Below are 21720 nucleotides of genomic sequence, written 5' to 3'. Positions count from 1 at the left end.
AGTTAATTTCAATAGATTTTAACAAAAAGTAGACTTTTTATTAACTAGGAGGTTCAAAGTGGATCAACATAACGACAAAAAAAATCAAAAAAAATTAGTTTATTCAAAAATTGAAGTGATTCAATTACTTCAGTGGTTACACAAAAGACGTAAACACCCAATGAGCTCTTTACAATATCATAAGTTAACATTATTACTTCCATATCCGTCATTAAAGATAGTAGAATCATTATTCGGATCTTGGACGAATGCTCTAATGGAAGCAGAATTATTGTACACACCACCCACTCGTCGTAAATAAAAAATAGATAAAAAACGCAGAAAGAGGTAAGAACCATTGGCTCACTTCTTTCTACGTTACTCTTAAATCAGGTGTTGCTCAAAAATAGGTTTTAAGAATTCTTCTAATGTTGTTCCACCAAGAACAATCTGTTCTTCCATACTAATTAGCTGAATATTCTTTTCATTTATAAGAATAAGATTTCGCATTATTTCTTCACGACTATCACCTAAAATTTTTAGAGAAGCAATAACAAGCTCTTCATTATCGGCAATGGAACTGACAATAGTTGAAATTGATAGTACATTGTCTTTTCCTTCTGAATATGACTGATCAGACTTTAAAATCATCAAGCTGTATTTACGATTAATGGCGTTTTGTTGTTTCTTGCAGTCTAAATCATCACTTAAAGAACGTACAAAACCTATCATTTTTTGCCTCCTCTTCAACAAACAATATGTTACTGTAAATCATAAATGTCATTATTTATAATAATGGTCAATGATTCTTTCAGTGGCGTGGCCTGCTGACTCTTCGTACCATATCCGTTTAAATGTCTGCAGTACTTCACGATTCTCTTCTAATATCTGCTCAGAAGTCAACCAAGAGATTAACACGTCTATTTGGTCAGTTGCTGGAACAGGTAAAGGACTTGGATAAATTTCTAAAGCTCCTTGTTCTTTATCATACTTGTCGTAATCAGGAGTATATAAAAACGTGGGTATGTCTAGCAAGCAAGCTTCAAATGGAATTGAAGAATAGTCTGTCACTAAGGCATCCGTCACTAATAGATAATCATTTATTGAATACCGCTTATCTACAAAAATTAGTTTTTCTGAGTAACACTGATTGTTAGGGATTGTTACAGTCGGATGTAATTTTATCAGTACAGTCCATCCGATATGTGTAAGTGGTTGCAAAGCTTCTAGTGTTTGATCGATGTCCCACTGATACTCACGGTATGTAGGAGCATACAATAACACTTTATCGTGTTTTATATCTAACTCTTCTATCAGTTTCTGGCGAGTATGATCTGGTTTCGCAAACCAATAATCAGTACGCGGCATTCCAAAATATAAGAATCGATCCTCATCCAAATCCATAGCCCTTGCAAACAATTCTGCACATCCATTACCTGGAACAATAAAATCCCCATAATTTCGATACGTTTTCCGAAACCGCTCTTGTATATATAGAGGAAGTTTTCTTGATTTAGCAGCAGTGAGTGCAAATTCTTTCAATGTTCCAGCAGCATGCCAAACTTGTGCTCGTCTAGCTTCTTTTCGCACATCTGCTGCACTGAACTCTGGTTCGTAATTATCGATAAAAACCATTTTAGACGTAGCCAATAAATAGGCTATTCGCAAAGCATACCGCTTTTTATTAGGGAGCGCGGAGGCAACATTCCAGCTCTCTACATCATCCACATACCTCATATCATAGATAAGTACTCTTTTCTCCATAGCATGTTGAACTTGTAATCTATCATTGATCGGTTTCGCATTGTCCCCATACGTTACCCAAAACAATGTTTTATTCTGTACTGGGAGAAGACAAAATATTTGATAGAAACACTTAAATAGAATGAGGTATGTGCCGATCAATAATTCGCGCATCTGGCTCTTTCACTCCCTAATTAAACTTTCTTCTCATGTTTCGCTTAATTCATTCTTAATTTGACTTGTTGAAATTCCTTCTGTTCTTTCTAAATAAACAACTTCGCAGTATTCTTTTAAAAAGTCGAATTCACCTTTCCAGTCATCGCCCATGACAAATAAGTCTACACCGTACTTTTGAACGTCTTTTACTTTTTGTTCCCAATCATTTTCAGGAATAACTTCATCTACATATCTTACCGCTTCAAGAATCATCTTTCGATTTTCATAACTATGATATGCTTCTTTATGTTTAATTCGATTAAATTCATCGGTCGATATCGCCACGATTAAGTAATCTCCCATTTCTTTCGCTCTTCTGAGAATGTTAATGTGGCCCCAGTGTAATAAATCAAATGTTCCGTACGTAATAACTTTTTTCATGGCTTGTATTCTCCTTTGTTTTCTCTCTAGTAATTTATAGTGTTCTATACAGGAACAATTATACCGCACAATCATTCGATAAAAATAAAACAAAAAATTTACAAAAAGCGGATGGTTTTTTTATAACAACTATAAGTTACCCTGAATTAGTTAGATTGATACATATTTCATCAAAATTAGATCAAAATACGCCCACTTTCAACCGGTAAGGGAAAAGCTAGAGTCAAAGCAAGCAAGAAATTCCTTTTCCAGATATATCCCTTATTAGAAAGACTAAAATTTAGATTTAGTATTAAAAAAGCGTCCTTGAAAAGTAGACAATTTTGTTATTTCAATTCGTGTTTGCAATGTGGGTTTGTCCATAATCTACATGTAAAAGTTATTATGCTTTATGGTTCTTTTGCAGTAGTCATTTCAATTTATTTCGCTAATCGAATCTGTTGCAGGAATTAAACAAATATCTTTCATGTTGTGTGTCTCATCGATTCGTAAAGCTGAACGGAAGAAAGAAGATATTCAAATGCTTCTTCATCAAGTCCTTGTCTCTTAAAAATATTAGCCTTCATGGAGAGACCTTTCGCCATCAATGTACGATCACCCAGCTTCTCTGCCGACTCCATCGCCTTCTCGACGAATCGTAAGGCCGTGGTATTTTCTTGTCGATCGAGTTCAATCTGTCCGAGAAGGAACAGCATCTTTACTTTTAGCGTACTGTGGTCATCAAGCCGTCCCATGTACTGTTCACACAGTTCCTTCGCTTCTCTTCCTTGGTTCAACACGTAATAGGTGGTCGCGAGCTCGAAGGAGCTATTCCCGATACTCGATTCCTGATCCTGTCTCAGGGCGAGACGGAGACTTTCTTGCAGATAATGGCGGGATTCATCAAGCTCACCTGACTCACGTGTCAGAATACCCAGGTTTGTCAAACAACCGATGACCTGGCCTGCTTGTTCCTCCTCGTCCAGAAGAGAGAGGGCACGTCTCGTGCTTTCGATTCCCTTCGCATAATCTTTCAGGTAGAGGGATGCCAGGCCGCTCAACATACAGTACATCCCCTCGTTGTAATGACAACTCGTCTGCTTCATGATTCGCATGGCCTCATCGATGATGTGGATCCCTTTTTCGAACTCCTTCACCCGACAATGCCCATACGCCTGGATGTACATCAGTTTGAGCCTCAGCAGCGTATTCGTGTTCGTATGGCTCGTGTTCAACAACAGGATTCCTTGTAACGAGAGTTCGATTCCCTTCCTAAAATCGAAGACGTTCGTGTAGCAGTGCGCCAACTGATAATAGATGCCAGCATACTCGTCCATATCCTGAGTATCCATGTAGATGATGCCTTGCTCGAATGCTTCGATTGCCTCGAGATCTTCTTTTCGGGCGATTGCCAACTCACCCTTCAATTTATAGAACATCCCCTTCAACGAGGAGTGGATACGGTCATGGCTGACTTCATCCAAGATTTTTTGAGCTTCGATGAGTCTGTCCGATCTGATCAGTCCCTCTAATCTCTTAAGAGCGACGTTCCCGCTCTCCTCCGAGTCCTCTTCTGATTCTTTCTTATTCAGAAGATAGTCCACGCTTACACCAAGTGTTTTCGCTAGATGTTCGAGCGTCTTGAGCGAGGGGTTCGTCATGTCCCGTTCAATCAGACTGACCATCCCACTACTCAGGTCTGCTCCTGCCAAATCACTTTGTGTCAATCCGATTGTTTTTCGTCGTTCTTTGATTCGCGAGCCTAGCGTACTCATCCTTTTCCTCCTGACCTTATATCCATTCACGGAACTCTATCTTTTAGTATCATCCATTCTCTTCATCCATCATACATTTTCTTTATTTTATTCTCAAACGTACCATTTCTTTAAAATATTATGAGTCGGCTTTTTTCTCTGATTTACGTCCCAATGCAGAAAGGAGACCCTGACACGGACGTCTTCCACGTCATGTCATGGTCTCCTCATACCTCTCTTACATTCTGGACTTTTAAATTCATTTTTTTATGACCTAGGCTACAACCTCTTCTTTCTCATCATGAGAAATCCATGTCGTTTCATACCGATAGATGATACCGAGCGAACACGTCAGAAGAACTCCTATCATCGCAAGTAATATCCCGGCATTATCGATACCCATCCATGAAAGTGGATAGACGAGGATCAGGGGGGTGAATGACTTCGTGAACTGGAACGCAGTGGTCGTCCGTCCTGACCAGATCACCGTCTCTTCCTTCGTATCCAGGAACTTGAACATGAGGATACGCTGATAGATCCGGAATCGATTGAACACGAGACCCAGACTGAATCCGAGGACGATCGCAAGTGACCAATTTTCTATCGTACCGAGAAGTGCATCGATAAACAAAATCAGTCCGAACGAGGCATACGGGACGAACCTCCCGAACCGGCCAAGAACCGTAGCGATGAACGCACCCAGTCCCATCGCGGCCCCGACGACACCATATTGAACGGATGACCACCCGTAGACATCGTGGAAGATGACTGGTAGCAAAAAATTGATCGATGCGAGTTGGACCGTCAATAACGTCACACCGGCTACCGTAAGTCGCAATAACTGACCCTTGTCGACACCCGATTTAAGCTTGACGGATTCAAGTGGATCCCGTGCGACGGACGTTTTCACACATGTCGCCGTATTGAGCGGTCGATCAGAGAGTAGCGGAAGCATCAGCGGAATTCCGACGCCAATCAATAGCGTCAGGCTCAGGATAAAGCCAACTATCTCCATTCCACCGAGCACTAACAAGACCCCTGTCAGAGAATTCCCTGCGAACGCACCAATCTGTATTGCTGCCTGTAGTTGATTGGACGCCAGGCTGGAATCTACCTTCCCTTCGAGTACCTTTTGGGACATGTAGGCCTCGAGGCTCTGCATAGACAAGAAGAAAATGCACGCGAACACGCCACCGATAAGATAGTATGTATAGATGTTTTCCTTATCTAGGACGAAGAAAAAGAGGGCAAGCATGATGATTCCGATCACACGGACCGTCGCGAAGACCAACAAAGGGCTCGATGATAAGACTGCTTTCAGTGGTTCGACATATTTCTGTAGAAGATAAGGGAAGAGACTCATGATGCAAATCGTGACCCCTAGGTGTACTACCGACCCTTGTCGTTCAAGGATTGTCCAGATCAACATGAGATTCAGCATGCTATCCCCACACAAGGTGATGGATAGGAACACTATGGAGAATATTTTTTTCATCATACAGCCCCTCCTTTCATCGTCGACCTTACTATGTTCATATCCCGACTCCCTCCTCGACGATAATACGGAAGCGCCCTGATGCCTCCATCAACCTACGACGGACTTCCTCGAAAGAGGTTCCTTCGACGACGATAAAGCCCGAGCGTGACATCGTATCCTTGCCCCCCCTTAGTACATTCCCTTCTTTTATTTGAATGGTGACAGATACGATGCCTTCGATATCGATGAAGTCTTGCTCCGATGAGATATTCATGATTTTACCTATGGCTGACGGGAATGATAGCATGCCTGTATATTTTTGTGTTTGTTTCGAGAGATCCACAGTATAGTCTCCAAGTTCGACATCAATTGCTGCTTGAAAGAGGTCGACCCCGTGTATGTTTAAGACGATTGGAGGAATGACCGCGATTCCTCCAATGCGTGCCGCGATCTCCCCGAAATAGATTGTGCCATCTGCCGTAACGAACATCTCTGCGTGGCATACTGAATTCGTAATCCCTAACGCACGGATGATTCTTCGATTGAAGTCTTCAAGCCGTTTCAGTAGAGCATCATTTGATGTGCTAGGGTACGTGATACTGCCGAGTGATTTTTGGTTGTCGATGACGTCAAGGCAATTGAACAGATACTCCGACACGGACGTGAAGACGACTTCCGCATTTGAAACAATCGAGTCGACATGGAATTCCTTACCTGTGATGAATTCTTCGACGAGCATTGGTTGAGGTGCATTGTTCCATTCGATTAAGAAAGAATCTAATTGCGATTGATCCTCGATTCGATAGGTCTTGATCGTCGCCCATCCGGCAATCGGCTTGATGATACACGGAAATCCGATCGTCGTCGAACACGCTCTAAGTTCACGCTCTGTCGATGCAATCTTTGATCTTGGTGATGGGATACCATGCTGGCGTGCCATTTCTTTCATGATCCACTTGTTGCGTACGGCAGTCGCTTGGTTGTGCTGCATCCCTTGAATTCCAAAGCGAGTCCGCAGACGCCCTGCGACTTCTATGATATTCTCCGTGGTCGCGATGATGGCCTTGATATCGTTCTCATCCAACAATCTGTTAATGACAGACTCCAGTTCAGAGTAGTTAGAAATATCACCAACTACGTACACCTCATCAAAATATCCGGAAGGTACGCCTCCCATCTCTTCGAACCCTTCTTCAATAATCAGGATTTTCTTCATGGCATGTCGACTAAGATGATTCAAAAATTTCAGCTTGGATTGAATTCGCTTATCTACTAGAAATAGAATCGTTTCCACTATAAATCACTACTTTCCATTAAATTTTTTAATTAATATATTAATAAATTCAATATAGTATAAAAAAAGAGTGGGTTCAATGTTTATTTTAAATTTATTAAAAAAATTAATATAATATTCTAAAAAGGCGTGTTTTCGAGTTTTTCAGGTTCATAGATGGACTTATTCAAAAATCAAAAAAGCCTCGATAAGCTTAGCTCAGTATGGGATAACCTAAATTTGTGAGATAATATAAAACACCTTCGGAGTGGTACATTTTTAAAAAGTACTAACATTGGAGGTATTTTCATGTGGGCAAAAATGTATATTTAAGCGGAGTGAAATGAAAATTTATGAACAAAAGGAACTAGAGGAATACGGAATCAAAACGAGTCGAAAATTGATACATAGATGAGATCGTGGCGATCGAATGAGCTTTACCCGTTTAATCAACCGATTTTTAAAAAAATTTACTTACGAACACGTTCATAGTTGTACAAAGTAGGGTGGCAAATGTCGCACTTAAAGATGAAAATCGAATTGGAGTCAAAAAGAAGTAATCCTAAAAATTGTAGAGCTTCTGCGAAATAAGTATACCGTCACTTCATCCTAAATGCCTTGAACGGCATCATAAGCGTTGACCTGTAAAAGGTTTCAGAAACGCTAAGTTCTCTCGTATTGCATGCATCTTGAACTCTCTCTTGTATTGGATAGAACGATCGTTTCCGGCTGTCTGATTTGATTTGGATTGAAGGTGCGTTTGTTGATGAATAGTTCTCCCGTTTAAATTGAATAGGTACAGTATATCGATATCTTTAAACACAAAAAACCCCGAATGGGGTCTTTTATCAAGTGTCCGCTATTCAGTTCAGGGTTCAATTCAGCAATTTCTTCTCAGTGGACGTTTAGAATTATAAATAGTTATTTAATCCACTTTTAAATACTCGTAACCTTATATAGATCATGTAAAAAATATTATTCCTAAATCTATATTTTCACATTACGACTTAAACCAACAACCGTTTGTACGCTTACTGTTACTTTTTATTAATGATCACGCCTGAACTTGTTTAAAGTCAATTCAAGTGATTTGTTTCCTCAAGATTGAATGTGGGGGATTCAATAGTTTCATCTTCAATTTTAATTGATAGTTCTTCAATTGGTTTTTTTTCATTTAGATTTATGCTATTGATTATCTCTATCGGACGATCATCTAGCCACTCTATTTGAATTTGCTTTAAAAAATTAATTAATGTAGATACACTATCTGCATACAAATTAAAGAACGGTTCACACATTTTTAAGATGGCATGTAAAACAAAAGCTGCAAGGAAATAAATCACGAAATAAAGAATCAATTCTTTATTTGTTACTTGAGTCTTATTGGAAAGGAGCGAAATCAAGGTTACTCCGATAACGACAAATGGGAGCGCAACACCTAATTGTTTCTGGTTCCCATCTCGCTCTTCGACTAATGTTTTAATGAGTACATCAAGTTGAGCACTATTGATTATGTTTTTTTTACTTAAAAAATTTATTAAGTCTTCTTTGTATTCTTCATCCTTGTTTACAAAGAATTCTGTCTGTCTTTCTAAATAATTAAAGTAGCGGTATGTTCCTACAGCAAACAAAGCTGGCAATATCCACGAAATAGGAAGTGCAAAGTGTTTGGATAATAGTGGCACAAGAAGAACACTTCCGAAAAAACCTATTAATAAAGAGACACTGAATGCAAACTCCTTCGTTTTGAATCTTGCCTTGGTCTTTGGCTTATACTTATCTTTATGGAATATAATCAATTCTCTCATGTATAACTTCTCCTTAAAAACATATTTTTGAATCCATAGCTTAAGTAGATTGTCGGACGACTAATTGAAGACATAATGTATGTTCCTCAATTCTATGTCGACAATTAATTAAACTATCTATCATTTTTACTGCTTCTATCCCTAATTGATGAATCGGTTGATCAATGGTAGTAATATCCATTGCTTCAGCAATCGATTGGTTGTCGAATCCCGTTACAGCAAGATCTTCTGGAACCCTTAACTTCAACAGTCTCGCCTGATGAATGATTCCTGCTGCCACATAGTCGTTGCCTACCACGATAGCTCTTGGTAGAGATGGCAGTTTATATAGTTCATTCATGACATCCTTCCCGTCCTCAAAACTATATTTTTTTTCAAAGTACCATTCTTTCGAATGTGTAAAACTATTATTACGGATGAACTTATAGAATGCGCTTTTTCGACTTTTCCCGACACCACTATCTGGATTTCCCAAACAAAGCGCTATTCTTTGATATCCTCTTTCCTTGAGATGATTCATAACTAACTCGATCCCATTCGAATGATCAATGTATACCTGAGCATGATCTCCTTCCAACCATTCGCAAGATACTATCGGACCGTACTTACTTATTTCTGACAAATCTGACGCTGAACTCACTGTTGAAGCAATCACAAGTCCATCAATTTGTTTATATCGCAATTGGTCAAACGATATTCTTTCTCTATCAATATCATTATTTGTTTGATTGACGAGTAGTGAGAGATTCAACTCAGAGCAACTCTCACCCATTCCGCTGATCAAATGATTAAAAAACGGATGATTTATCTGAGGAACCATGACACCAATGATGTTTGTTTTTCCTTTGGATAGATTGATTGCATTCCGATTAGGAACATAATCCAGCAAACGAATGGCTTCTAAAACAGCTTCTTTTTTTTGCTGTGTCACATAGGGATGATCATTTAGAACGCGTGATACCGTAGACCGTGATACGTTAGCTAAACGCGCAATTTCTGTTATGTTTGCCATTTACTTTCCTTTCGATATCAGTATTTTGGTATTTTTATCATATCAAAGAAGCGTGATGCCACATTGATCAAAACACCTAAAAGACATACAACAACTAAGGTTCCGATACCAATCGGTCCATTTAATAAAAAGGCAATTAAAAATGCTAGACCTTCTCCGCAAGTCTTAGTCAGCGCAAGGCTCCAACCAGTCCGTTTACTCAATTCAATCATAAATTCATCATTTGGTACGGCAGGTAAAGAAGAGCGAATATAAAATGCGATCCCGCAACTTAATACCAATAGTCCGGTGATAAATAAAAACCATCCTGTAATCTTATTGTTTGAATCCATCCCATCTGCGAATAAGAAGTTTATCCCATCAATTAGTAAACCTATTATGATAATGGGTATGAAGCCTAGAAGATTCGGCATTCCTTGTTTAATAAATCCATTTATTATAATGAGGATACTCCCTACTGCAAATACCCAAAATCCAATACTCATACCCAAATGTTTCTCTAACGCGACGTTAAGAGCATCCCAAGGCGCTATTCCAATTCTGGCTTGAATCATTAGAACAACACCGAATGAAAGTGTCAGTAGACCTCCCAGGTACATAATCCATTTTCTTTTTCGATTCATATATTTACTCGCTTCAGACGTTCAATTAAATTCGAAGGATAATCATTTAGAGCATTCGCCACACCATTGTGATTATGATCTAGTGTTTCATAAGTAGCTATATTTTTTATGGATTCATCAGCATTCTTCATTGCTATGCTACATCCCGCTACTTGGAACATAGATAAATCATTTTGATTGTCACCAATTGCAATCGTATCTCGTAGTTCAATTTCGTAGTCAGATGTCACTTTCTTTAGTGCTTCTCCTTTACTTATACCTGCTGACATAACTTCTAAATTATATGCACCCGAGCTAGAGATCGAACAAGAATTAATCATAGATAGTCTTCGCTCTACTTTTTTTAAAAGACTTTGATTTGGGGATACAATCATAAATTTTATAACTTTTGATAAATCATTTTTAGTAATTAAATCTATAGGATGCACACCATATTGTCCTAATTGTGCTTGAATCGAATGGATAAATGTATCATAGCTAAAAGATCGGTTTAGTACTTTCTCATTTGTCGCCCTCGAAAGTAAAGTATCAGTTGCATCTGACTCCAGAAGAATTTTGTCTTCCAAATAAACTTGTATGTACAACTCTTCCTCATTTAAATAACGAAATATTTTTTCACTTGTCTGCGGATCAATTGATGTACTACTTCTAATTGAATTTTCGTTTACCTTATATTGAAGCTCAGCTCCATTTGAAGCGATTATAGGACAACCATGTACGTGATGCTTCCGTAAAATATTTTGTGCATCAAAAGAAGCTCTTCCTGTAGCAATGAGAATAATATCTCCATCTTTTTGCCTTTTCTTAATTGCTGAAACATTTTCTGCTGAAATCGTATGATCAGATTTTAAGAGAGTACCATCTAAATCAATCGCAAATAACTTCATATTTTTCCTCCACCTAGATTAATTTTCTATCTGATTTCATCTTAATCTCTGAAACGCGTTTCAGAGCAACAACTAAAAAAAACTATTGACCTGAAATGCATTTCATAAATTATGGTAAGTCTAACACTGGTAAGCGTAACGGAGATGGCGTCATTACCAGTGGTTTCCTAAGGGAGGTGAATTTCTTTGTTGAGCACTGAGGAATTAGAGGTTTTTAAATGGTTAAACGAAAAAAAAGCTCCTCTTAAGATTAGGATGGAGGTCCTGAAGGCCTTTGAGCTTAACCAATTGCTAATAGAGTTTGATAAAAGAATTATGAACTATGAAAAGATTTTAAATTCCAAAAAATAATTATTTTTTGGAATTTTTTCTTTTTTTCTATTGACCTGGGACGCGTTTCATATCTTATTCTTCGATAGTACTCATTGAAGAAATTTGATTTGTACAAAAAGAGAATAGATTCACTAGGAGGAGTCACTATGTCAAAGATAAAATTTAATAGTCCATCGCTTCTTGAAGTCGATGCTACCATGCATCTGGCCAAAATACAGTTCGAAAACGGTAACTGGAAACGTTATGAAATTCTTGGAGAAGGACAATATAGGAAATCAGGTTCATATCTCGTCCCCTCATTACCTGTAGAATTCCATTGTCATGGAATCGGTGATTACGATTTTAGTAATCTTGACGAGCTAGATTTGGAAAGAGTCAACGTACTGGCTGAAGAAGAAGGCATTTACTGTGTGCCCTCTATCTTTCTACCGCACCATCAACTTGATTTATTTATTTTGATGATGAATGATTTTGCGGTGAAGAAGTCAAACGGAAAACTTTCAAATATTTTAGGTATTTCATTAGAAGGTCCGCTTCTGGCTAGTTTTGCTGGAACTCCCGCTAAAGGAAACTGGGCTCCAACTAAAGAAGAGTGGTCAATGATTGCTTCATGTGGAAATTTAGGATTAATTTATACAGTCCTCTCTCCAGATGCGATGACCAAAGATTCTTATCTTAAGGAGCAAATTACTGATGACCATCCTTCCATCGAATGGATTGTTAAGACTCTCGTCGAAAACGGCATTAAACCTGCGTTAGGACATTTTCAAAAGAATGATCCTATCCATACTTCTGAATTAATCAAGCAGGTCATTAAAATTGCTAAAGATACAAATAGATTTACGGACTCTACACCAGTCATTACAGACCATCTGTTCAATGACATGCCTTTAAACTTTAAGCATACGTGGAGAACATCGGAAGAGAGAAAAGTCAGATTGCAAGAGTTATACGAATCAGAAATCCAAGGTTGGTCGCTCGATAATATTTGTGAGAAAGTGGGTCAGGTTCCGGGAACACTAATCAAAGCTGCGGCTGCAGGTGACATCACTATTTGTATGAATTTCGACAGTGAACATGTTGATTTAGAAATCGTCCGCAAAGTAGTCGAGTTGATCGGTACTAGCAATATCATCGCGATGACTGATCGCATCGATACAGATGTCATGTGTGGACAGGAACTGAAGAAAAACGGGGAAAACAATCTATGGTATCAAGGAAAAGGATATGTGGCTGCAGGATCCTACACGATTGATCGACTCATGCATAATATTCGATCAATTGGTTTTAACGAATCAGACATTTGGAATTTAACGTCGTTTACACCTCTTCGTGAAGCACACCACTTAAACCAACTAAAGTCTCGAGAAATCGTACCGTTCAGTTTTGTCGATGAGACTAAAACCAGAACTCACCTTACGACTACTAATCCAGAATTAATATTAGTTTAAAGTGACTCAAGAATTATCAAAGGAGGTGAACTATGTTATGGCACAGATTCCTTATGAGTATACAAACAATGTATTAAGGGTAGATGTAGAACTAACTAATGCATCAAATGTATTTTTAGTTGATTCAATAAATTATCAAAACTACATCAATCGACGAAGATTTAATTACCATGGAGGATATTATAATAGATCTCCCTTATCAATTACTGTACAGGGTGCCGGAAATTGGTATCTGATAGTAGAAGATTCAAACTATAGATATAAATTTCACACAAGTTAAGTACGTGCATGACTCTATTAGGTATATTCAAAAAAGATCGTATACATTTCGACGTCGAAATGTATACGATCTTTTTTATTAATATGAACTTATATTTTTCTAATCAACAATGTAAAAAATATAAGCTACTCAGTGAATGACATTCTATACTTACACTTGAATTATTCAGAGGTTCTTCTTATATTTTAAGACGATTTATTCAAAGTACCTCCAAATCGCCCATGCTATAATGACAACATACAATTTAAGTTAAAAGGGGTATAGATATGTCATCCAATGAAATGAAAAATAAATCATTTCGTCTATCTGAAGAAGTCACCGAAAAAATTGGGGAACTCTTAAAGGGACGTCAAATTACAACAAATCAATTATTCGAAGAATTTATTGTATTGGCAGAGCAAAGAGTAATCGATCCAAAGCTGAGTGAAGAAGATGCTGTGTTAGAATCTTCGCTCAAGCAAATTACTCTTCTTTTTCAAGAACGAGCTGCACGTCTTGAAAAGTTTCAACATGAAAATCAGCGGATCCAATCGCGTCATTTAGAAGCGGTAACACATTTAGAAGCAGACGTCGCAAAGACAAAAGAAGCTTTGGAAACAGAGTACATGGAAAAAACGTCTTTCCATCAGCAAGAAATCGATGAATTACAAAATAAACTGGAACAAGTCGAAGTTGCTTTGGCACAATCAAAGGAGCAAAGAGAACGCCTTGAAGTGACGAACAAAGAAGAGATAACATCTCTAAAGCGGAATGTCTTTCACATGGAAAGTACGATTACAAAGTTAGAAGAAGAACGAGATCAATTGTATCGACAAAATAAAACGTTGGCCGATTTGGTGGATGAGTTAAAAACACGAAGTCACAGAGCGGAGCAACTAGAAGAAGAAAATCGTAAATTATTGTTAGATCTAGCAATTGCTCAGCGTGATCAGGAAACATTTGAACGACGGTTGCAAGAACAAGTAGAGTTAGCTGTTTTAAGAGAGCGAACGCAACAACATTCTAAAAACGAGAATGACTAATGTTTATACTACTATCTAATTCCTCAACCGGCCTGTTTACCTTGCTTCTCGGTTTTACAACACATAAAAAGAGATCTTACATTCTCAATAGAATGAATAAGATCCCTTTTTGTATGATTTTACTTCGTTTAATCATTTCTTAAGGTTTAACAGAAGATGCATTAGGACTTAACACGTAAACCAAACGCTTTAAACCGATTACGTTTTTCTTCTAGTTTTACTTTCATGTCTACTGAGAATGCGCTCTCCGTTGTATTATAAGCACGCCGTGCTGCCAAACTCATCATTTTAGCCACGTCTTCTACTTGATCTTCATGCAACTGCAACTGAGCAGTTTTAACATAGTAGTGGGCAGTTTCACGATCATGTAAAGATTCGGGTGCTATAACATGCCGACTTAAATCTAGCTTATAAGCGGTCTGTTGACGATAATTCGAATTTCCTACTTGCAGACGATTCAATTCGTTTAACAGATCTTCTAAATATCGCGTATTTTTTACGTCTAGCATGAGATATTATCCTCTCACTTAGTAATATAATCAAATGTTAATTTAAAAACTAATCTTGTAAAAAATTATTCAGAATATCGTCTACTTCATAAATATTTCTAAATATGTTTTTGTACATCTGTTCAAGTAAATTCTCATCTACAACACTACTTTTAGACTTGTATTTCCAATATTCACGGTCATTTACAGTAAATAAACATTTAGTATCATAGTTGTCGGAAAGTAAAAATGAAATAAAATATTTAGTTTCCATACTATATCTATCCTCATCAAAATAAAATCTTGAAGAGTAAGATCCAACCACTACATATAATTTATCTTTTATCTCAGAATAAAATAGTTCCCCTAAATTTTCAGCTCCCTCGGGAACAATTAAAACTTCAAATAAGAAATTAGGTGGTGATACATCAGTTTTTAATACATTCCATTCATATAGACTTAAATTATTATTCACTTTTTCAATAGACTCAATTTCGTTTTTTCGAATACTCATATCAAGTACTACTCCTTTTTAGATTATTTATTTTTACTTTCGATATCTTGAATAATTGATGCAAGCTTAAGCTCTAAATTTAAAACTTTTTTACCTTTTCCCATTGCGTTTAAGAAACGAACTTGGTCTAACTTTTTAGTTTCTATTTTCAGCTCATTAATCAAGCTTACGATATCTTTAATTTCATATCTTAATGATTTTAAATAAGTATCATCTTCTAGTTCTACAACTTTATTATAAATATTTTTAATAACTATACATGATTCTCTTATTTTATTATCCGATTCTGTACCAATAACATTGCTATTTATTAAAGATTCATATAAACATTTTACTGCACTTAAAAAATCTATTTCACCATCACTTTCTAAATACTTCAATCGATAACTATCTTTCAAGTGATCTGAATAAGAGTATTTGCGATAAAAAACGAAGACTAAGATTAAACTACTTAAAGAGTAAAAATAACTTGAAAAATCTATAAATGACATGAAAAAAGTACTCCAATAATTTTTGTCAGTAAAAAATAATTTTGTTATAGAAAGAGATGCAGAAATTAGAGTTGGAAAGATTAGAAATCCAAAAACCAATGTTTTGGGTTCATTTAAATTTTTTTTTATTTGATTTCTCATTATTATTTTCTCCACATTTTTTTGTTTACAAACTCTTATTGAAATACAATTCCAATGCAATTCGAATGATTTGCTCTGGTTTTACACCTTGATCACGGGCTTGCTTTTTAAGACTCGTGTAGAGTGGATCATCATTGTCTAAAAAATCGACATTAATACGTGCTGGTTTTAGTTGTGTGGAAGCCATGTCAATTAAATTGTTTTCTTTACGTTCATTTAACGTTTTCTTGACTTCCCGCAACTGTTCTCGAGTCATCTCATATACCGTCAGTTCTCCATTTTGTGTCGGATATTTCCGTTCTTCCAGTAAAGCCAACTTTGGATCTTCGGGCCAGTTCAATAATTCCGCTAACTTAGAGGCACTAAAATCAGCGTCGATCACTTTTTGAAGAAGTTTTTCCCCAAAGACATTCCAGAAGGATACGTATCGACTGACTTGAGAACGTGTTTGCCCAATTTTAGTTAAGAAATCTGTCCAGCTACCTTGCTCTGCTTTAAACTGGGCTCTTGTTTCTTCACTATGGAATAAAGCATTTGCATGAGCCAAGATACGGCATTTTTCCACAAAGCTGGTCGCTTGGATGGTATCAATGTGATTATAATACTGAACCAGTCCATCCACATCTTTTGGGAGCCGCTTTGTTAAAATGCGCGATAGGCCAGTTGCTGGAAGGGACTGATAGGGATTTGAAATAGCAGGTGCTGCAAACTTTTTGACAGCCTCTATTTGTTCGTCACGTAAGGATTCGGTTGCACTATCATTAACGGCTGGTTCTGTTACCGTTCCTTGAAAGCTCTTGAACGTGGGCTGCCCCTTTTTACGACTTCGACTCATAAGGCACGTACCTCCTCTGCTAACTGTAAATAGGCATCGGTTGCTGGACTTTTATGATCAATGACTGGACGGGATTCACGTTGGAGAGACTGAATCTTTAAAATGTATGGGATCGTAGTTAAGACCGGAATTCCAACCTCTTGTCCTAATTCATTCAGTTCTTCCACCATCGTCACGTCCCCTTTCGAACGTGCGCTCACCATTGTTGGAATAAAGGCGGCGATATGGATATCTGCTTTGTACCGTTTCATTTCCTCTAATTCCTCAGGAGCGGTATAAACAGCATCCATCGAAAACTTCTGCATTTGAACCGGCATGATGATTCGATCTTGTGCGACAAGTGCGCAACGCGCATATGGATTTAACGCAGAGGTGGATCCTGGACAATCGATCAGACAAATATCAAAGAACTCTTCTAAACGAGCGAGCTCTTCGCTTAAGCGATACTCATACCCTAATTGGCTTGTCAGTCCTGTTGGGGATGCTGAGCGACGTGTAGGTACTAAATGAACCGTCCCGTTCTCATATTCACACGTGACAATGACTTGTTCAATCGGTACATAAAATGGATCATGTTCTTCCATTAAACAATCGAGAAGTACTTTCCCGTCGTAATCATCTGTCAATCCAAGACCATTTGTGGTTGAAGCCTGATCATCGGCATCGATGACGAGGACACGTAGTCCTTGTCGTGCGTACACATGGGCAAGGTTAATCGTCGTCGTCGATTTCCCGACGCCCCCCTTACGATTGTATAATGCGATTTTCTTCACTGTTCTTCCTCCCCTTCTAGCCGATCGGTATTCTGATCATTCTCCACAATGTCACGGCTGATCGTGTCTTCTATTATGTTTGAGAGATACTCACTAATGCTGAGTCCTTTCGCACTCGCCAACATTTGAATACGTTCAGATGTTTCTGTTGGTACTCGCGCTGAGACAACCGTCGATGCCACCTCTTTCTGGCGAAAAGCACGGACTTTTACACCAGACGTACTAGATCGATTGGCACGAATCTCTCGAACGGTTGCTTGCTCAATGGGCTTACGTCCCTCTTCTACAGGAAGACCATGTAGCACAACATCTTCCGGATCCTCGACATACATCAACTCAAAGATCTTTGAAGCCGGTAATGTACCAAGCGACTCTTCAAATGGTTGTAATGTGTCATAGGCCTTAACATAGCGTGAGGCAAGCGAATTGGAGAAGCTGACGACATCTAAAAAGTTTCTCCATTCCTGCTTATCGTGCATTTCCGATCGGGCGATTGAAAGACGCTTTCCAATTTCAAAGACTGAGATGGTTTGGACCTTGGCTAGCTCTTTAATCTCAACCGCAAGATTTTCAAGATCACGTGAGACCGGTAACTTTTGCACAACAGATCCGATATCGGTTAAACCACTCCGGTACGGATGCTGCTCTTGCGGCTTCACTTTATGAATCTGTTTATTCCGTGCCTTCATTTTGATTGCCTCCGGTCATGTGACGTGCAAGTTCTCGAAACGGTAGCGCAAGTTCTAGTCCTTCCTTTGACTTGTATTGAAGAACACTTTTTCCATTGTCTGCTGCTTTCTCAATAAAGGCAGCTCGACGAACGGCCGGAAGAACGGCAAGACTCTCCGCATGTGCTAACTGCTTCATCGCCTCTGCATATTCCCGATCCCCTTTTAGACCTAAATCGATGGCAACTGGCATAATACCTGTTAAGTCGAGAGTAGCATTATAGAACTTTTTCACTTGACGAATGGTACGAATGGTACTACCTAATTGATCAAATACCAGTTTCTTCGGCATAAAGGGTACAACTACATGATCCGCACACGACAGGACCACTTTTGACAGTTCATTGATAGAAGGAACTGAGTCCAAGATAATCCAGTCAAACTCCTTTGCAAGTGGAGCAAGCATATCTTTCAACAAGAAGATCTTGTCTTGTTCCGAGATCAAATTGATAAGTCGTGCATTCCGTTCATTTGAAGGGAGAAGACTAATATTATGTTTTTCATCATCAAATAGGATCTCTTCGATAGCAAGACCTTTCGCATGGACATCATACAGTGTCATGTATTGGATGGTATCTGATTCCTTGAGCATCAATTTGCTTAGAGAACCTTGTGGATCAAGGTCCACTAGTAACGTCCGGTAACCGAGCTCTCCTAGGGCATGTCCCATGTTTAAGGAACATGTGGTTTTGCCTGAACCGCCTTTTGATATGTAAAACGTTAATATATTCATAATTTCTCCCCTTTCCTTTTTCATCATCACATAAGAGATCATGAAAAACAATTATTTTATCGGTAATCTAACAATATTTAAATAAAAATTATGTATACATTGAATTTTTAAAGTATACATTTCGACGTCGAAATGTATACAGATTTTGAATTGTAAAATCTATTCTTCTCATGATCTATCTTCTATAGAATCAACGATTCGTTGGGACCTTGCGGGTCTTATAAAAATAATAGTGATACCTAACAGATTATTAGTATTTAATACATTTTGAGAGATTAAAGGAGTTAAAAAAGAATTAAAAAGAATTGGAAAAAGCAAAGGGTACGAGATCCCTTTGATACCAACGATTTCGAAACAAAATATGTATTTGAAAAGAGACAAAAGAATTAGGAGAAGTTCTTAAATGTTTGCTTTTCAAGTATTAAAAAAATGATTAAATTCAGCACTTTTTGTTTATAAGTAAAATTTATTTGATTTATATTAATTACAATTTGTTTTTTTTCCAAAAAGGTATAGCACATTTAGGATTGAACTTTTAAGCTCTTTAAAAAGACATTTTTATCTTTTTCACACGGCAAATTAGTAGGTTGTATCGATAAACTGCTTGTTTTCACACGATATTTCAAAAAAGAGCACGACAAATAGACCATCATGCGATGGCCGATTTTTTAGAACGCTGCTGAAGACGTTCATTGAGATATAAAATTGGAGATTCAAAGAAAAGACGGTACACATCTGTATCTTGAAGACCTTCTCCATAGCGATGGAAGTCGTTTCGAATCGTTCGTAAGACTTCACCACAGGCCGAGAAGCCATAGGTATCGCTAAGGGATTGGAGAGAAGACACAGGTACTTCAAGTGCATCAAAATCAACGAAGTCACGCGCAATCTCTCGAAGATCAAACCATCCGATCAATGTATCGGCACGTTCAGCTTCTTTGATGCGCTTGCTATTCACTTGATCTTCAAGTTTCACGTGAAACATAAGAGGGCGAGAAACAGTATGTATGCGTTTCTGTAAAGAGAGATTTTCTTTCACAGCACTGAGGAAATCCTTCGTATTTTCAACTAGCTGCACACTGAAGAGACGTGAAAGTTGATCGAGCATGCCTTTGACGGCAAGACGATGGCCACAATAGCGTGGCAGGAACCCTTTCACTTCATCATAAGTAAGTGTGGCTTGTTTCTGAGATTGAACATGGATATCCCGTTCTACCTGAACCAATGCACGTAGCGCAACACGTAAAATATTGACGTGTTCGATTTCCATCAGGTGACGAACCATTTCACACCAGACAGACGTATAGCCGGTTTTTGACTGATATGTGCCAGCTTCCTCAAAGAGGTCACGATAGTTTGCAAGGTAGTCAATCAGCTCGATCGAGATGACGCCAGAGAAGTGGACAGAATACCGAAGCAGACCTACCTCTTCAAAGAGGCGTAGGTTATCATGGAGTGAACGAACAGAAGTATGAGCATATTCCGCTAATACTTCGCTCTCAATAAGTGAGAGCATCCCTTTATCGTCACAGTGAGTCAAAAGTGTGATGAGATGACGGATCCGCGATTTTGTCCATTTCAAAGCTAAGAACGGTCCTGGGATATTATAATGATGCTTTTCATACATAAAACCCTCTTGTCGTTTTGTCCATCGCGTGAGACCGCTCATCGCAATGAGTACTTTATTGGCAATTAATACGTGACGATTCTCATGGTTGAATGACATACCTACACCTCCTCTACTCTGAACTATTACACCTAGTATCCTGTTCAAAAGAACAACTGTCAAAATGTAACTACGGTACGGTAAGGAGCGACCAAAACGTTAAAAACGTTGGTGTGAAGCCGTTTTCAGAGCAAAAAAACATGTCGTTTCGGTACGGTCAAAAACGACCAAAATCTAAAGAATCGCATAGTAGCGCCGTAGAAGTGCTTTTTAGCCCTACAATTTTTAAAGACAATGAAGCAAAAGTGTCATTTCAGTACGGGATTTGACGACCAAGTTGTGAAAAGTGTCATTTCAGTACGGGATCTAACGACCAGTATAGTGAAAAGTGCTGTTTCAGTACGGTATCTGGCGACCAACACACACAAAAAGTGCCTCAAAATTTTTTATTAAAAAAGTACTTTTTTTGATAAATGTTGCTTCAGTACGGGATTTGGCGACCAATTCATTTAAAATGCTGTTTCGGTACGGGACTTAGCGACCAATACAATCAGAGTGTCGTTTCAGTACGGTCTAAAACGACAAAAAAGAAGTTAAAATGTTGAAAAAAGTGCAAGTTTAGTACGGAAAGGGCTAACTAAAAATCAAAATTGGTCGTTTTACGACATGATTCGACATTTTTGAACAGTCTTTAATTTTCAGCTAGACAAATATTTATGTGCAATGTGTTAGAGATATAGTAGGATTCAATAAAATTTATAAGAACATATGTTCTTTTTTGGTGCGATTATTTTACAAAGGATTCATTTGTGTTCTGTTTATCATCATTATTAGGTATGTATGGGTATTAAACTACATGAGGCTAATCAATATGGCTTTTGAAAAGTACTACGGTAATTTGTTCTTTCACAGCGAATCGTCTAATAATTACTTTCACATAAGTGCTCAAAAGATTAGGATAGTGAAATTTTACTACTGTATTGAAGAATGATTACATTTAAAATAGACTGACAAAAGATTGCAGCACATTTAAATCGGCATTAAGGAATAAGCAACAAGAAGAGCGTACGAGACAAAAGTCTCATACGCTCTTCTTGTTTGTTCGTATATTTGTTTAGCGATACACTCACTCT

General features: G+C 38.0%; 22 protein-coding genes. 4 read left to right on the top strand and 18 right to left on the bottom strand.

What is annotated here, in order from left to right; all coding sequences use genetic code 11:
• Nucleotides 1-58: 58 nt before the first annotated feature.
• Nucleotides 59-301, top strand: coding sequence for a hypothetical protein (locus KNP87_RS13600; protein WP_214722033.1), 243 nt, complete (start codon nucleotides 59-61; stop codon nucleotides 299-301).
• A 62-nt stretch (nucleotides 302-363) separates the two neighbouring features.
• Here KNP87_RS13600 and KNP87_RS13595 read toward each other — a convergent pair whose 3' ends face one another.
• The 10 genes from KNP87_RS13595 to KNP87_RS13550 form a co-directional block, all read right to left on the bottom strand.
• Nucleotides 364-711, bottom strand: a complete 348-nt coding sequence (locus KNP87_RS13595) for a hypothetical protein (RefSeq protein ID WP_214722032.1) — start codon at nucleotides 709-711, stop codon at nucleotides 364-366.
• 51 nt (nucleotides 712-762) lie between these two features.
• A complete protein-coding gene (locus KNP87_RS13590) occupies nucleotides 763-1896 on the bottom strand; it encodes a CDP-glycerol glycerophosphotransferase family protein (RefSeq protein ID WP_214722031.1) in 1134 nt (377 codons plus the stop codon).
• Between the two features lie 33 nt (nucleotides 1897-1929).
• The gene (tagD, locus tag KNP87_RS13585) at nucleotides 1930-2319 is read right to left on the bottom strand and encodes a glycerol-3-phosphate cytidylyltransferase (RefSeq protein WP_131504389.1); all 390 of its coding nucleotides are present in this window, start codon (nucleotides 2317-2319) and stop codon (nucleotides 1930-1932) included.
• Nucleotides 2320-2783: 464 nt separating this feature from the next.
• Nucleotides 2784-4073, bottom strand: coding sequence for a helix-turn-helix domain-containing protein (locus KNP87_RS13580; RefSeq protein ID WP_214722030.1), 1290 nt, complete (start codon nucleotides 4071-4073; stop codon nucleotides 2784-2786).
• Nucleotides 4074-4326: 253 nt separating this feature from the next.
• The gene (locus KNP87_RS13575) at nucleotides 4327-5493 is read right to left on the bottom strand and encodes an MFS transporter (RefSeq protein ID WP_214722029.1); all 1167 of its coding nucleotides are present in this window, start codon (nucleotides 5491-5493) and stop codon (nucleotides 4327-4329) included.
• Nucleotides 5494-5584: 91 nt separating this feature from the next.
• The gene (locus KNP87_RS13570) at nucleotides 5585-6745 is read right to left on the bottom strand and encodes an ATP-grasp domain-containing protein (protein ID WP_214722028.1); all 1161 of its coding nucleotides are present in this window, start codon (nucleotides 6743-6745) and stop codon (nucleotides 5585-5587) included.
• Between the two features lie 1133 nt (nucleotides 6746-7878).
• Nucleotides 7879-8610: a hypothetical protein gene (locus KNP87_RS13565; protein WP_214722027.1), complete on the bottom strand. Its 732-nt coding sequence runs from the start codon at nucleotides 8608-8610 to the stop codon at nucleotides 7879-7881.
• Nucleotides 8611-8650: 40 nt separating this feature from the next.
• Nucleotides 8651-9622 (bottom strand): LacI family DNA-binding transcriptional regulator, encoded by a 972-nt coding sequence (locus KNP87_RS13560; RefSeq protein ID WP_214722026.1) that lies wholly within the window; start codon nucleotides 9620-9622, stop codon nucleotides 8651-8653.
• 17 nt (nucleotides 9623-9639) lie between these two features.
• Nucleotides 9640-10221, bottom strand: a complete 582-nt coding sequence (locus tag KNP87_RS13555; protein ID WP_483299341.1) for a YczE/YyaS/YitT family protein — start codon at nucleotides 10219-10221, stop codon at nucleotides 9640-9642.
• Between the two features lie 20 nt (nucleotides 10222-10241).
• Nucleotides 10242-11132, bottom strand: a complete 891-nt coding sequence (locus tag KNP87_RS13550; protein ID WP_214722024.1) for a Cof-type HAD-IIB family hydrolase — start codon at nucleotides 11130-11132, stop codon at nucleotides 10242-10244.
• 479 nt (nucleotides 11133-11611) lie between these two features.
• Between KNP87_RS13550 and KNP87_RS13545 the strand changes: the two genes are divergently transcribed.
• The 3 genes from KNP87_RS13545 to KNP87_RS13535 all read left to right on the top strand — a co-directional run bounded on the left by KNP87_RS13545 (nucleotide 11612) and on the right by KNP87_RS13535 (nucleotide 14218).
• Nucleotides 11612-12916, top strand: a complete 1305-nt coding sequence (locus KNP87_RS13545; RefSeq protein WP_214722023.1) for an amidohydrolase family protein — start codon at nucleotides 11612-11614, stop codon at nucleotides 12914-12916.
• A 37-nt stretch (nucleotides 12917-12953) separates the two neighbouring features.
• Complete coding sequence (locus KNP87_RS13540) at nucleotides 12954-13196, top strand: DUF1883 domain-containing protein (RefSeq protein ID WP_214722022.1); 243 nt, start codon at nucleotides 12954-12956, stop codon at nucleotides 13194-13196.
• Between the two features lie 266 nt (nucleotides 13197-13462).
• Nucleotides 13463-14218 (top strand): coiled-coil domain-containing protein, encoded by a 756-nt coding sequence (locus tag KNP87_RS13535; RefSeq protein WP_214722021.1) that lies wholly within the window; start codon nucleotides 13463-13465, stop codon nucleotides 14216-14218.
• Between the two features lie 161 nt (nucleotides 14219-14379).
• Here KNP87_RS13535 and KNP87_RS13530 read toward each other — a convergent pair whose 3' ends face one another.
• From KNP87_RS13530 to KNP87_RS13495, 8 genes are all read right to left on the bottom strand, one after another.
• Nucleotides 14380-14727, bottom strand: a complete 348-nt coding sequence (locus tag KNP87_RS13530; protein WP_214722020.1) for a hypothetical protein — start codon at nucleotides 14725-14727, stop codon at nucleotides 14380-14382.
• 49 nt (nucleotides 14728-14776) lie between these two features.
• Nucleotides 14777-15220, bottom strand: a complete 444-nt coding sequence (locus KNP87_RS13525; RefSeq protein WP_214722019.1) for a hypothetical protein — start codon at nucleotides 15218-15220, stop codon at nucleotides 14777-14779.
• Between the two features lie 23 nt (nucleotides 15221-15243).
• The gene (locus KNP87_RS13520) at nucleotides 15244-15852 is read right to left on the bottom strand and encodes a hypothetical protein (protein ID WP_214722018.1); all 609 of its coding nucleotides are present in this window, start codon (nucleotides 15850-15852) and stop codon (nucleotides 15244-15246) included.
• A gap of 25 nt (nucleotides 15853-15877) precedes the next feature.
• Nucleotides 15878-16687: a hypothetical protein gene (locus tag KNP87_RS13515; protein WP_214722017.1), complete on the bottom strand. Its 810-nt coding sequence runs from the start codon at nucleotides 16685-16687 to the stop codon at nucleotides 15878-15880.
• Nucleotides 16684-17460: a ParA family protein gene (locus KNP87_RS13510; protein WP_214722016.1), complete on the bottom strand. Its 777-nt coding sequence runs from the start codon at nucleotides 17458-17460 to the stop codon at nucleotides 16684-16686. The genes KNP87_RS13515 and KNP87_RS13510 overlap by 4 nt, the downstream gene beginning before the upstream one ends.
• Nucleotides 17457-18149 carry a DUF3102 domain-containing protein gene (locus KNP87_RS13505; RefSeq protein WP_214722015.1) on the bottom strand — a complete coding sequence of 231 codons (693 nt, stop codon included), beginning with the start codon at nucleotides 18147-18149 and terminating at the stop codon, nucleotides 17457-17459. The genes KNP87_RS13510 and KNP87_RS13505 overlap by 4 nt, the downstream gene beginning before the upstream one ends.
• A complete protein-coding gene (locus KNP87_RS13500; RefSeq protein ID WP_214722014.1) occupies nucleotides 18133-18948 on the bottom strand; it encodes a ParA family protein in 816 nt (271 codons plus the stop codon). Before KNP87_RS13500 ends, KNP87_RS13505 begins: the two co-directional genes overlap by 17 nt.
• A 622-nt stretch (nucleotides 18949-19570) precedes the next feature.
• On the bottom strand, nucleotides 19571-20647 hold the full coding sequence (locus KNP87_RS13495) for a hypothetical protein (protein ID WP_214722013.1): 1077 nt from the start codon (nucleotides 20645-20647) through the stop codon (nucleotides 19571-19573).
• Nucleotides 20648-21720 lie beyond the last annotated feature (1073 nt).

The organism is Exiguobacterium sp. s192 (assembly GCF_018618795.1).
Lineage (GTDB): Bacteria > Bacillota > Bacilli > Exiguobacteriales > Exiguobacteriaceae > Exiguobacterium_A > Exiguobacterium_A undae.
The sequence above is the reverse complement of the archived record's forward strand: the minus strand, read 5'-3'. Positions and strand labels throughout refer to the sequence as shown.

Excerpts from the sequence above, each read along its gene's own strand:
- KNP87_RS13595 (WP_214722032.1), bottom strand. The coding sequence starts at position 711 with ATGATAGGTTTTGTACGTTCTTTAAGTGATGATTTAGACTGCAAGAAA.
- KNP87_RS13590 (WP_214722031.1), bottom strand. The coding sequence starts at position 1,896 with ATGCGCGAATTATTGATCGGCACATACCTCATTCTATTTAAGTGTTTC.
- tagD (WP_131504389.1), bottom strand. The coding sequence starts at position 2,319 with ATGAAAAAAGTTATTACGTACGGAACATTTGATTTATTACACTGGGGC.
- KNP87_RS13580 (WP_214722030.1), bottom strand. The coding sequence starts at position 4,073 with ATGAGTACGCTAGGCTCGCGAATCAAAGAACGACGAAAAACAATCGGA.
- KNP87_RS13575 (WP_214722029.1), bottom strand. The coding sequence starts at position 5,493 with ATGCTGAATCTCATGTTGATCTGGACAATCCTTGAACGACAAGGGTCG.
- KNP87_RS13570 (WP_214722028.1), bottom strand. The coding sequence starts at position 6,745 with ATGAAGAAAATCCTGATTATTGAAGAAGGGTTCGAAGAGATGGGAGGC.
- KNP87_RS13565 (WP_214722027.1), bottom strand. The coding sequence starts at position 8,610 with ATGAGAGAATTGATTATATTCCATAAAGATAAGTATAAGCCAAAGACC.
- KNP87_RS13560 (WP_214722026.1), bottom strand. The coding sequence starts at position 9,622 with ATGGCAAACATAACAGAAATTGCGCGTTTAGCTAACGTATCACGGTCT.
- KNP87_RS13555 (WP_483299341.1), bottom strand. The coding sequence starts at position 10,221 with ATGTACCTGGGAGGTCTACTGACACTTTCATTCGGTGTTGTTCTAATG.
- KNP87_RS13550 (WP_214722024.1), bottom strand. The coding sequence starts at position 11,132 with ATGAAGTTATTTGCGATTGATTTAGATGGTACTCTCTTAAAATCTGAT.
- KNP87_RS13545 (WP_214722023.1), top strand. The coding sequence starts at position 11,612 with ATGTCAAAGATAAAATTTAATAGTCCATCGCTTCTTGAAGTCGATGCT.
- KNP87_RS13540 (WP_214722022.1), top strand. The coding sequence starts at position 12,954 with ATGGCACAGATTCCTTATGAGTATACAAACAATGTATTAAGGGTAGAT.
- KNP87_RS13535 (WP_214722021.1), top strand. The coding sequence starts at position 13,463 with ATGTCATCCAATGAAATGAAAAATAAATCATTTCGTCTATCTGAAGAA.
- KNP87_RS13530 (WP_214722020.1), bottom strand. The coding sequence starts at position 14,727 with ATGCTAGACGTAAAAAATACGCGATATTTAGAAGATCTGTTAAACGAA.
- KNP87_RS13525 (WP_214722019.1), bottom strand. The coding sequence starts at position 15,220 with ATGAGTATTCGAAAAAACGAAATTGAGTCTATTGAAAAAGTGAATAAT.
- KNP87_RS13520 (WP_214722018.1), bottom strand. The coding sequence starts at position 15,852 with ATGAGAAATCAAATAAAAAAAAATTTAAATGAACCCAAAACATTGGTT.
- KNP87_RS13515 (WP_214722017.1), bottom strand. The coding sequence starts at position 16,687 with ATGAGTCGAAGTCGTAAAAAGGGGCAGCCCACGTTCAAGAGCTTTCAA.
- KNP87_RS13505 (WP_214722015.1), bottom strand. The coding sequence starts at position 18,149 with ATGAAGGCACGGAATAAACAGATTCATAAAGTGAAGCCGCAAGAGCAG.
- KNP87_RS13500 (WP_214722014.1), bottom strand. The coding sequence starts at position 18,948 with ATGATGAAAAAGGAAAGGGGAGAAATTATGAATATATTAACGTTTTAC.
- KNP87_RS13495 (WP_214722013.1), bottom strand. The coding sequence starts at position 20,647 with ATGTCATTCAACCATGAGAATCGTCACGTATTAATTGCCAATAAAGTA.